The organism is Tamlana crocina, from assembly GCA_040429635.1.
Classification (GTDB): domain Bacteria; phylum Bacteroidota; class Bacteroidia; order Flavobacteriales; family Flavobacteriaceae; genus Flavisericum; species Flavisericum crocinum.
The window spans coordinates 3696028-3707977 of sequence record CP158972.1 but is presented as its reverse complement, the minus strand read 5'-3'; the positions used below and the strand labels follow the sequence as shown (position 1 = coordinate 3707977).

Genomic DNA, 11950 nt, shown 5'->3' with positions numbered 1-11950 from the left:
AGAGCCCTGAGTTTTTCAGGGCTTTTTTCGTTTATTTGGAAAATGAAACACTTCTGGTTCAAAAAATAGAAAACTAAAATGAATAATCCTTCAGAATATTATAAAACCCATTCGCAAACCTATCAATTGCAAGTAAAAAAATACCAGAAAAAGATGGTGCTGTTGAGTACTTTGCGTTTGTTGGTTTTTGTTCTAACCGCGGTGGGCATTTATGGGTTTTTCAATACTTGGCAAGTAGCTTTGGCTATTGCTGTTTTAGGTGGTGCCGGTTTTGTTTTTCTTCTTTCAAAACACACCGACGTTAAAAGACTAAGGGCGCTCAACAAAGCTTTGGTAGATATTAACGAAACGGAACTAAACATTGCATCGGGGCATTTTTACGATAGGGAGCAAGGTTTACAGTTCCAGGATACCAACCATTTTTACAGTTTGGATATCGATTTATTTGGGCGCGGCTCGTTCTTTCAATATATAAACCGCACAACAAGTGCCGAAGGAGCTAAAAGATTAGCCGATGAATTAAAAGCCAACAATACCAACGAAATTGTAGCAAGACAAGAGGCTATAAAAGAATTAAGCACAAATCCGGAATGGCGACAAAAGTATGCGGCCACCTCTAGTTTGGTTCGAGTGGAAACCCCTGCCAGCCAGATTACTACTTGGTTTAAAAAACATCAATCGTTTTTGCCAAAAGTTATGCGATGGTTGCCCCTGGCGTTCGGCTTGGGTACAGTGCTGCTATTCGGTTTGGCTGTTTTCGGAGTTTTGAATAACCTCGGTATTATAGGTTATTGGTTGGTTTTGGGCTTGGCCATTACTGGGACATATTTAAAAAAGATTAATGTTTTAGCATCAAATACCGATAAAATTCGGGATACCTTTCGTCAATATGCTTCATTGTTATATTTAATTGAAAATGCTTCTTTTTCTTCGGCATTATTGAAAGAAAAGCAGCAGCAAATCCAATTGAAAGATGAAAAAGCTTCGCTTATTTTTAAACGTTTTTCAAGGGCTTTAGATGCGTTAGATAACAGAAACAATTTTATTGGAGCCATTTTTGGTAATGGTTGGTTTTTAACCGATTTGAAAAATAGTTATCGTATCGAAAAATGGATAACTCGGTATGGTGACAAGTTGGGCGATTGGTTTGAAGTGGTCGCTTTTTTTGATGCTTACAATTCGTTGGGCAATTTTGCTTTTAATCATCCCGAATTCGTATTTCCTGAAATAACCAATAATGCAACCACTATGGATGCCAAAGGTTTGGGGCATCCACTATTGAAAAAAGAAAAGCGAATCGATAGCGATTTAACCATTAATAATGAGCAGTTTTTTATAGTAACCGGAGCCAATATGGCTGGAAAAAGTACCTTCTTGCGCACGGTGTCGTTGCATATTGTAATGGGTAACGTTGGTTTGCCTGTTTGTGCCGAGTCCAGTCGATATTCGCCAGTAAAATTGATTACCAGCATGCGGACCACCGATTCGCTTACCGATGAAAGTTCATATTTCTTTTCAGAACTTACCCGATTAAAATATATTGTTGATGCATTGAAGAATGAGTCCTACTTTATAGTATTGGATGAAATTTTAAAGGGAACGAACAGCACCGATAAAGCTATTGGGTCGCGAAAGTTTGTTGAAAAACTGGTGGCTTCAAAAGCGACGGGAATCATTGCCACACACGATTTAAGTTTATGTGAAATTGAAGAGGAATTGCAAGCGGTGAAAAACTATTATTTTGATGCCGAAATCATCAACGACGAACTTCATTTCGATTACGTTCTAAAAAAGGGCGTTTGCAAAAACATGAATGCGTCATTTTTATTACAGAAAATGAAAATTGTATGAATTAGCTTATCTTAAGTTTGTTTCCATTCGTCTACAGATAATACTTACTAATCGAAGGAAAAGCCTGTTTTTATAGGTTTAGTATTATTTTTGAATCATAAATCATTTAATGTCAGGGGTCTATGGTTTGGTTGTGGTGTTTTTTTATTGGTCTTGTGATGATGTATGTTATAAAAGTCTTCAAATCTGACTCAGACTTTAGAAGGTTTGAAAAGGAATCGATGGAACTGTATGATGAAGATTTTCAGCAAGAAGTCGTCGAAGAAAAAACAGTGTTCAATGATGCGGAAACCAAGGAAAAGGCCGACTTTTCAAAAAGTGTTAAGGCTTTGGCGTATATCCAAACCATGGAAAACCGTTATAACAATTCAAAAAATTCCATTGAAAATGCGCTTCAAGACAATATAGAAAACTTCCAAAAGGCAAAACGTTTAAGTCAGCAAAAAATAGAACAGACCTTAAATGACAAAAACGATTCAGAAAATTAATTCGTAACCAGTAAAGTTTAGATTTTCTGAGTTACCTTTTTTATTGCATAAAGATGAAAATTGTGTAGTTTTAAGCATGCAACATTCATCTAAACTTCCCCATGTTGGCACCACCATTTTTTCGGTGATGAGTGCCTTGGCGGCAAAACACAATGCCATTAATTTGTCGCAGGGCTTCCCTAATTTTAAAAGCGACCAAAAACTAATTGATTTAGTCGGCAAGGCTATGAATTCGGGCTACAATCAATATGCGCCCATGCGTGGCCATTTGGAACTCCGAAATGCTATTTCAAAAAAATATGAATTGGTTTATGGAGAAAGCTATCATCCAGAAACCGAAATTGTTGTGACTGCTGGGGCCACACAGGCTATTTTTACTATCATTTCAACTTTTATAAAACCCAATGATGAGGTGGTTGTTTTTAAACCAGCTTATGATAGTTATGAACCTAACGTTCAATTAAATGGAGGTATTCCTGTCCCTGTTCAGCTCAAAGCTTCAAATGGATATAAAGTAGGTTGGGAAACGGTAAAAGCTAAAATTAGCAGCCGCACCAAAATGATTATTGTTAATACGCCTCACAACCCCTCCGGTAGCGTTTTTTCGAAGCAAGATATGCTTCAACTGCAGGAAATCACTAAAAACACGAATATTATAGTTTTGAGTGATGAGGTTTACGAACACATGATTTACGATGGCGGAAAACACCAAAGTGCTTGTTTGTTTTCCGATTTAAAAGCAAGGAGTTTTGTGGTGTCGTCGTTTTGTAAAACTTTCCACAATACGGGGTGGCGTGTGGGCTATTGCTGTGCGCCAAAATCACTGATGGACGAGTTTTTAAAAGTACATCAATTTGCGGTGTTCTGCATCCACCACCCCACGCAAAAAGGTATTGCCGATTATATGCGAACCCCCGAGCATTACCTGAAATTGCCCGAGTTTTACCAAAAAAAGCGTGATTTATTCTTAAATTTAATGAAGGATTCAAGGTTTAGGTTTACCCCAGCCAAAGGTTCGTATTTTCAAGTTTTGGATTACTCCCAAATCACCCAAGAAAACGATGTGGATTTCGCAAAGCGATTAACGGTTGAAAATGGTGTGGCTTCAATACCTATGTCGGTATTCAATATCGATAATATAGACCATAAAGTGCTGCGTTTTTGTTTTGCTAAAACCGAAGATACCCTAAAACAAGCTGCCGAAATATTGTGCAGGCTATAATGTTAAAAGCGCGTTAATGGCGTGACAAACCTTAAATTGTGGGTCTAAATAGTAAGTTGAATTTTAAAAAGAAGATTATGAGATTTTTAGTTGTTACTCTGTTTTTTTGTTTGGGTTTGATGCTTCAAGCTCAAGAAGTTACCTTAAACGGCGTAATCTATACCGTGAAAGGCGAAGCCGTTTTAAAAGATGGTGTTGATGTAACGAATAAATTAAGTTTAGAAGAACGGTTGGAAGTAAAAAAGGCTTTGAATAAAAAGGTAGAAGCAATTGAAGCAGCCAATGAAAAAGAAAAGGCGTTAAAAAAAGCAGAGAAAAAACAAAAAGCTGCTGAAAAGAAACAAAAGAAGGCTGAAAAAGCGTTAAAGCAAAAAGAGAAGGCGCACTCCAATTATGAAAAATTAACGGGGAAATACGAAAGTGCCCAGCAAAAGTATGAAAAGTTAAAAAAGAAAGGTAAATTGTCACCTCAAGACGAACAAAAATGGCTTTCGAAAATAGAAAAGTTGAAAGAACAAACCGCCAAAGCCAAAAGAAAACTATAAATTAAAAGTTTTGCAAAATCAGCTTAATATCGCATTAGTGCAGTCCGATTTGGTTTGGGAAAACCCCGAAGCAAACCGGAAGAACTTCACCAAAAAAATAGAGGATATTTCCAGTCCTGTAGATGTGGTAGTGTTGCCCGAAATGTTCGCCACAGGTTTTACCATGAATGCCGAAAAAGTAGCCGAGACGATGCAGGGCGAAACGGTTAATTGGATGAAACAAATGGCGACTAAGAAGAACGCTGCCATCTCGGGAAGCCTTGTGATTATAGAGAATGATAAGTTTTATAACCGTTTTTTGTTTGTCGAGCCCTCTGGAAATATTTCAAGCTACAACAAACGCCACACCTTTACTTTGGCGAACGAACACAAAACCTACACTGCCGGAACAGAAAAAGTGATTATTGATTGCAAAGGCTGGAAAATTTGCCCGCAGGTATGTTACGATTTGCGTTTTCCCGTTTGGGCCAGAAATGTTGAAGATTACGATGTGTTGATTTATGTAGCGAATTGGCCAAAACCTAGAATTTCAGCTTGGGATATCCTATTAAAAGCCCGTGCCATTGAAAATATGAGTTACTGCATTGGTGTAAACCGAGTGGGCGTTGATGGCATAAATATAGAGTATGTGGGGCATTCGGGCGCTTATGATGTGTTGGGGAATTCCATCGCTAATTTTCAATCTGGTAAGGAACAAATAGAAATAGTTACCTTAGAAAAAAGGCATGTTGAAGCCTATCGCAATAAATTCAAATTCTTAAACGACCGCGATACGTTCAGTATCAGTTAAAAGTCAAGGTTTCCTGAATTCCCCAATCGGCGCGAATTTCAATATCCTGAAAATGACTCACTTTTTCTGGTTGAATTTTATTTAGGAAACTTCCCGTATCGAAAAGCTGATTGCCATTAACATCGTGCACCACCCTTATGGAATAGGTGCCTGGTTCTAAATTTAAAAAATCGACCATATCTTGCTCTTGTGTGTATCCTTCTACTTTTACCTTGCCTTGGTTGTCGGTCAATTGGATGATAAGCGGGTATGTCGGGGCGTTGGCCAAGGTGAACCGCACGTACCCAAACGATGAAGCCTTTTTGGTGTTTAAGGAGACGTTGATGGTGTCGTTTTTGTTTCCGAAGAATCCAGTAAAGGCTTCCGGAAGAATTTGCATTTTATAACTGTTGTCTTCGGTTTTGTTAAACTGGAAGGTATAAGTATTGTTGATGGTGTCGAAACGCGTTTCGAAATTTACCGCTGTTGAATCTTTGTCTAAAAGCGTGATTTTTGAAGCGTTAAATTCAACAAAAGGCGTTGTGCCGATTATTTTTAAATCTTCTTCAATACTGATGGAACCAAAGGGCAGGGCTTTAATGGTTAACGAATCCCGTTTTTGTTCGCTAATGCGTACAGTGAATTCTTTTTCAAGAGCGGGGTGCGACACTAAAAAATTAAGTGAATCGACTTCCAAACGAGGTTTGTACCAGTACATCAATGAATCTGTTTTTTCATCTTTGGTAATGCGGTATTCAAACTCTGGTGGCGTTTCCGAAAGGATATCAATATGCATGTTTTCATAACTGCCTTCGAAACCGAAAGCAATTTTTTCACCCGAAATCAATCTAGGGCGTGTCGCCCTAAAATCTAAATTTTCCTTGAATAATTTTAGGGTGTACGAAGTGTCGGTAGGTACTTCAATAAATCCTTCATGAAATGCAATTTGATCCACCTTTTGTTGGAATTTGTTATCGCCGTTGTTGTCTTTCAGTGCGATAAGTTTATATTTTCCGGGTTTTATGTTTTCAATGGTGAACGTTGTTAAACTGTCAAGCGTGTTGGTAATGTACTTAGGTTTTTCTTTGTAAACAATGGAATCGGAATACGTAGAATCGACCTCGTAAAGCGCCACATTAACAAAGGTTTCGGGCTGTTTTAAAAGGGCATCGACAATGTTGCCTTTTACGGTTAGCGAATCGATATAATCGCCGGTTGAAAACACATAGCGGTAGTACGGATACGGGTTGCCCTCGTTGTTGTCAGTAATGCTGTTCCCGAAGTTAAACGCATAAGTAGTGTTGGGCTGCAGTGTATCGTAAATTTTTATGGTGATATACTTGCTCGCACCGCCCAAAGGGGTCACATTGGGTTGGGTGTTCATTGGTGGTGAAATAATGAGCTGTTTTTGCAGATCTTTTATTTTGATAAATTCATCGAAATAAATTTCAATTTCATCGCCTTTAAAATTGGTGGAGTAGTTTTCTGGAATCGACTTTATTATTTTAGGTGGCGTAATGTCTTTTGGTCCGCCTTCGGGGCGGCCTCGATTGGCGCAATTGGCTAAAATAAGACCAATGAAAATGGCCAAAACAAAGTTTAAAAACGACTTGCTCATCAACAGTTTAAAAATTTTTAACAAAAGTACATGAATTTTTTCGTTCTGAAATTCACAAAAAAAAACAGAATGAAATAATTTATGTGCTAGCGAAGCGGTTACTAAAGAGAAATGAAATTTTGCATTTTTTTGAACAAAATTTCGTTCTTACAGAAGAAACCTAAACATTTTTCAACATATAACGTGAGTTCGTTTACGCTATTGCCATGGTGGCGATGCTAATTTTTACGTTTTCAGATTGGTTTAAAACATTAATGCAAGCCTCGAGCGTTGCTCCGGTTGTAATGAGGTCGTCAACCAAAAGAATGTGCATGCCTTTAATGCTGTTAGGATTATTAATTGCAAATAATTCGTTGCTGCTGTCCCAGCGCGAAAAACGGCTTTTTATGGTTTGCGATTGGGTGTTGGTGATTTTAACCAAAACATCGTCTTTGTATTCGGCATTTAGGGCTTCGGCAATTTGTTGTCCAAATTTGGTCACTTGGTTGTAGCCTCGCTTTTTTTGTTTTTTAGGGTGCATGGGTACGGGGATTACGGCATCAATCTGCTGGTATGCTTCAACCGTTTTTAGTTCGCCGCCCAACCAATTTCCCAAGAAATAGCCGATGTTTTCATGGCCACGATATTTTAAATTATGAATAAGTTGCTGTACTTTGCCTTTCTTTTCAAATCGAAATAATGCTGTACCGTTTTCAATATTCGCACGGCCGTACAGTACTTTTTTAACTACATCGCTATCATCAAAATGAAAGTTGGTTACAGGCAAATCATGCCGGCAATCCATACAAATAGTATGTTCGTTGTCGCCCAATAAATTATTGCATGCCACACATACTTTTGGGAAGAATAAATTGATGATGGGGTTTAGCATGTGCAATGACGTTGGGTAAATCTTAAATTAGCCACGAATCCACGAATTGTTTTCAATGCTTAATTTACTGAATTTATTTGATTTTGGAATATTTGCTTTTGGCTAATCTATAAATATGCCATGTGCAGAATAGCATTCGTGCATTTGTGGCTAAAATAATCCTCCACTAATTTTTCATTAAAAATGCATTAGTTTAAAGCGGTTTATTATTTTTGCAGCTATGGCAAATCAAGACGATCAATTTAAAAAAGTAATCTCTCACGCAAAGGAGTATGGTTACGTATTCCAGAGTAGCGAAATCTACGACGGATTAAGTGCAGTTTACGACTACGCACAAAACGGTGCAGAATTAAAGAAAAACATCCGCGATTACTGGTGGCGCGCCATGGTGCAGATGAATGAAAATATAGTGGGCATTGATGCTGCTATTTTTATGCATCCCACTACATGGAAAGCTTCTGGGCACGTTGATGCCTTTAACGATCCGTTAATTGATAATAAAGATTCCAAAAAGCGCTACCGTGCCGATGTATTGATTGAAGATTATTGTGCTAAAATTGAAGCCAAAATCGACAAGGAAGTCGCTAAGGCCGAAAAGCGTTTTGGAGACGCTTTTAATAAAGAAGAATTTGTTAGCACGAACCAACGGGTGTTGGGCTATCAGGAAAAAATAAATACCACGCTTTCGCGGATGGCAAAATCGTTGGAAAACGAAGATTTGGCTGATGTAAAATCATTGATTGAAGAATTGGAAATTGCCGATCCACTAACAGGAAGTAAAAATTGGACAGATGTTAAGCAGTTCAATTTAATGTTCGGTACCAAATTGGGGGCTTCAGCAGAAAATGCCATGGATTTGTACTTGCGCCCAGAAACGGCACAGGGCATTTTTGTGAACTTTTTGAATGTTCAAAAAACCAGCCGATTAAAGATTCCGTTCGGAATTGCACAAACCGGAAAGGCATTTAGGAACGAGATTGTGGCGCGTCAGTTTATTTTCCGTATGCGTGAGTTCGAACAGATGGAAATGCAGTTTTTCATCAAGCCGGGCACACAACAGGAATGGTACGAGCATTGGAAGGAAACCCGATTAAAATGGCACTTGAGTTTGGGAATGGGTGAGGATAATTACCGATTCCATGACCACGAAAAATTAGCACATTATGCTGATGCCGCTGCCGATATCGAGTTTAAGTTCCCATTCGGATTTAAAGAATTGGAAGGTATCCACTCGCGAACCGATTTCGATTTGAGTCAGCACGAAAAATACTCCGGTAAAAAATTACAATATTTCGACCCTGAGGAAAATAAAAGCTATGTACCGTACGTATTGGAAACGTCTATTGGTTTAGACAGAATGTTCTTGGCGGTATTCTCTAATTCGTTACAAGAAGAAGAATTAGAAAATGGTACAACCCGAACCGTATTAAAATTGCCAAGTGTTCTAGCACCGGTAAAAGCGGCTGTTTTACCATTGGTAAAAAAGGACGGATTGCCAGAAGTGGCTCGACAAATTGTGGAAGACCTAAAATGGGATTTCAACATCATTTACGATGAAAAAGATGCCGTTGGAAGACGTTACAGAAGGCAAGATGCCAACGGAACACCGTTCTGTATCACGGTTGACCATGATACTTTGGAAGATAATAGCGTGACTATCCGCCACAGGGATACCATGGAACAAGAACGAGTAAAGATTGACGATTTACGCGATATCATTAAAAAAGAAGTGGATGTACGTAACTGGTTATTGAAGATGAAGTAACGTCCAAAATATTTTGCTGAATTGTCAGGCTGAGCACAGCCGAGGTCGCTGAGCGTAGTCGAAGCGAAGCCTTGATTCAGCATCTCATAAATAAAAGAAACCCGAGTAGCAATGCTCGGGTTTTCTGTTTTAATAAGGTAAATAATGAACCGTTGATTTTCGTCAGTTCGAGTGAATTTCACGATTGGAAATGAGTGGAATTTGTATCGAAAACAAGAAAATTTATGACCAAAAAATGTACTTCTCGATAGCCCTGTCGAACGTAGCCGAAGTACAAAATTCTAGCAGAATTTTACTCGAAGTAATGCATAGAAAGTTAAACACTGATTAAGTTAAATATGTATCTGCCTATCAATCACCTGGCCTAAAGAAATAAGCGATTCGGTGCGTTGCACTCCAGAAATACTTTGAATTTTTTCGTGCAGTAAATGCATCAAATGGGTGTTGTTTAAGCTGAGTAGCTTTATAAACAGACTGTAATGCCCTGTGGTGTAGTGGCATTCCAAAACTTCAGGAATGCGTTTTAAGGCACGGACAACATCTGTGGTATTGGCTGTTTTATCCAAATAAACACCGATAAAAGCCATGGTAGAGTACCCTAAAACTTCGGGATTGATAATAAATTTTGAACCCGAAATCAGTTTCGCCTTTTCCAGTTTTCGTAAGCGTTGGTGAATGGCCGCTCCCGATATGCCCACATTGCGGGCAATTTCCAAAATAGGGGTTCGGGCGTCTTGCATCAGGGCGCGGAGTATTTTTTTGTCGATACCATCAATAGTGATGGTTTTTTGTTTTTTGGGCATAGCTGCTGTTTCAATTTAAAACATAAAAATAGTCATTTGGTTTTAATTTGAAATCAAATATTGCGTTAGGGATAGTAGTGGAAAGCCCAGAGCGAAGTATGAGCGAGGACTTGAAGCGGATAGCCCGACCCTTGGGTAACGCCATAAAACTTATTGATGCAACGGATTATACCCAAAATAAGGCACTTCTTTTTCGTTAAAAACAATCCCGTGGTTTTGTAGTTCTACTAAAATGGGCTGGTAAACTTCTTTGTTGATGGGGCGCTGAACACCGGTCGACTTTATTTTGCCGTTTAAAATAGCAAGGGTGGCCATGGCAACGGGAAGCCCAACAGTTTTTGCCATGGCGGTATAGGTTTGGTTTTCGCCCAGAACGACCATATTGGCATCTATTTGGTGGTTTTTGCCATTCAATTCATAGCCAAATTTATGGTACATCACAATCATGTCTTTGTCGTTAGGAGAAAGCGTCCATTTGTCTTCCAATATTTTTTGAAGGATTTGTGCCGGGGTGGCGTTTTTCAAGTCCACGCGTTTGTTGGGGTTGAAGATGTCGAGTTCCAAAAGTTTGTCCCAAACCATATCGTCTTGGTCTATTTTTAATTGGTGTCGTAGTTTCAGTTCCACGGAATCGGAAGGGCTGTAGGGCAAAAAGGCATTAACGAAGTCGCGGTAGCTCATGTGCTCGCTGTCTTCAATGGTGTAGCTGTCGTCGGTCATGCCCAAAGCCACAAAAATGTTCCAAGCCCTACTAAAACCTACACGGCGCATGGTACCACGATACAAAGTTTTTATATTTTCCAACCCGTAAACCGTTTGGTATTTTAAGGAATCGCGGTTGGCATAGGCTTCAAATCGGCCAAAACCTTCAATATCCAAAAACTCGGTACGACGGAAGAGTCGGTGATACGGAATGTATTTATAGGTGCCCTCCTGTAAAAATTTGGCAACCCCACCTTGCCCAGCGGTAACCACGTTTCTGGGGTTCCAGGTGAATTTGTAGTTCCAGAGGTTGTTGTCGCTTTCGGGAGCAATCAGTCCGCCGGTAAACGATTCAAATAGAATCATTTTTCCGCCTTTATTTCGAATGCGGTCAATAACCTGCATGGCGCTCATGTGATCAATGCCCGGATCTACGCCAATTTCATTTATAAAAAAGAGTCCTTTGCTTTTAGCTTCATCATCCAAAGCCTGCATTTCTGGGCTGATGTACGATGCGGTGACCATATGCTTTCCAAAGCGGATGCAATCTTTGGCCACTTCAATATGAAATTGCGCCGGAAGCATTGAAATCACAATATCGGCCTGACTTATGGCCTTAGCTCGGTCTGTAGCGTTAAAAACATCCAAAACTTGGGTGGTAGCTCGCCTACGATTCGCGATGAGCGTTTCGGCATGCTTCAGGCTTATATCGGCAACGGTAATAAAAAGTTGCTCCATTTCGGCGTTGTCCATTAAATATTTTAACAGATAAGACGTCGATTTTCCCGAACCAATTACCAAAACTTGACGCATAGCAAACGTTTTAATAAAATTCAATTTATTTTAGTTATCTGCTAAAATAATATTTATTTTTACGAAATTAATAATCAATAAAAGGAATTGTTGAGAATTATTTATGTACAATGAGTAAAAAAGTTTTAATTACGGCCTCTGCTTTGGGGGGATTAAGTATCGTTTTAGGGGCTTTTGGCGCCCATGCTTTAAAGGCGTTGATTTCTGTGGAGTCGCAAAACAGTTTTGAAATTGGCGTAAGGTATCAAATGTACCACGCTTTGTTTTTGCTGTTTGTTGCTGTGGTTCCGAATATTTCTGAAAAAACTAAAAATATAATGGCGAATTTGGTGCTACTGGGCGTGATTTTATTTTCGGGCTCCATTTATTTGCTATCAACAAACGTTTTAACCGCATTCAATTTTAAAACTATTGGCTTTGTAACACCCATTGGCGGACTCCTTTTAATAGCGGCGTGGATAGTGTTATTGGTGAACGTTATCAAAATCAGAAAAAGCGAATAA

11 protein-coding genes are annotated in these 11950 nt (G+C 39.0%); 7 read left to right on the top strand and 4 right to left on the bottom strand.

The window, feature by feature from the left end; genetic code table 11:
• Window positions 1–78: 78 nt before the first annotated feature.
• The 5 genes from ABI125_16175 to ABI125_16155 all read left to right on the top strand — a co-directional run bounded on the left by ABI125_16175 (window position 79) and on the right by ABI125_16155 (window position 4896).
• Complete coding sequence (locus tag ABI125_16175; protein XCF06243.1) at window positions 79–1851, top strand: DNA mismatch repair protein MutS; 1773 nt, start codon at window positions 79–81, stop codon at window positions 1849–1851.
• Window positions 1852–2072: 221 nt separating this feature from the next.
• Window positions 2073–2339, top strand: coding sequence for a hypothetical protein (locus tag ABI125_16170; GenBank protein ID XCF06242.1), 267 nt, complete (start codon window positions 2073–2075; stop codon window positions 2337–2339).
• A gap of 76 nt (window positions 2340–2415) precedes the next feature.
• Window positions 2416–3561: a methionine aminotransferase gene (locus ABI125_16165; GenBank protein XCF06241.1), complete on the top strand. Its 1146-nt coding sequence runs from the start codon at window positions 2416–2418 to the stop codon at window positions 3559–3561.
• A gap of 56 nt (window positions 3562–3617) precedes the next feature.
• Window positions 3618–4106, top strand: a complete 489-nt coding sequence (locus tag ABI125_16160; GenBank protein XCF06240.1) for a hypothetical protein — start codon at window positions 3618–3620, stop codon at window positions 4104–4106.
• 10 nt (window positions 4107–4116) lie between these two features.
• Complete coding sequence (locus ABI125_16155) at window positions 4117–4896, top strand: amidohydrolase (GenBank protein XCF06239.1); 780 nt, start codon at window positions 4117–4119, stop codon at window positions 4894–4896.
• On the opposite strand, the gene ABI125_16150 is transcribed toward ABI125_16155, so the two are convergent.
• On the bottom strand, window positions 4889–6493 hold the full coding sequence (locus tag ABI125_16150; GenBank protein ID XCF06238.1) for an Ig-like domain-containing protein: 1605 nt from the start codon (window positions 6491–6493) through the stop codon (window positions 4889–4891). The genes ABI125_16155 and ABI125_16150 overlap by 8 nt on opposite strands.
• A gap of 193 nt (window positions 6494–6686) precedes the next feature.
• On the bottom strand, window positions 6687–7364 hold the full coding sequence (locus tag ABI125_16145; protein ID XCF06237.1) for a phosphoribosyltransferase family protein: 678 nt from the start codon (window positions 7362–7364) through the stop codon (window positions 6687–6689).
• A gap of 220 nt (window positions 7365–7584) precedes the next feature.
• On the opposite strand from ABI125_16145, the gene ABI125_16140 reads away from it, so the two are divergent.
• Window positions 7585–9129, top strand: a complete 1545-nt coding sequence (locus ABI125_16140; GenBank protein XCF06236.1) for a glycine--tRNA ligase — start codon at window positions 7585–7587, stop codon at window positions 9127–9129.
• Between the two features lie 332 nt (window positions 9130–9461).
• Here ABI125_16140 and ABI125_16135 read toward each other — a convergent pair whose 3' ends face one another.
• Together ABI125_16135 and ABI125_16130 are read right to left on the bottom strand one after the other, a co-directional pair.
• Window positions 9462–9932, bottom strand: a complete 471-nt coding sequence (locus ABI125_16135) for an Lrp/AsnC ligand binding domain-containing protein (GenBank protein ID XCF06235.1) — start codon at window positions 9930–9932, stop codon at window positions 9462–9464.
• A gap of 150 nt (window positions 9933–10082) precedes the next feature.
• Window positions 10083–11447, bottom strand: a complete 1365-nt coding sequence (locus tag ABI125_16130; protein ID XCF06234.1) for a saccharopine dehydrogenase C-terminal domain-containing protein — start codon at window positions 11445–11447, stop codon at window positions 10083–10085.
• A gap of 110 nt (window positions 11448–11557) precedes the next feature.
• Here ABI125_16130 and ABI125_16125 point away from each other — a divergent pair, with 110 nt between their 5' ends.
• Window positions 11558–11950 carry a DUF423 domain-containing protein gene (locus ABI125_16125; GenBank protein ID XCF06233.1) on the top strand — a complete coding sequence of 131 codons (393 nt, stop codon included), beginning with the start codon at window positions 11558–11560 and terminating at the stop codon, window positions 11948–11950.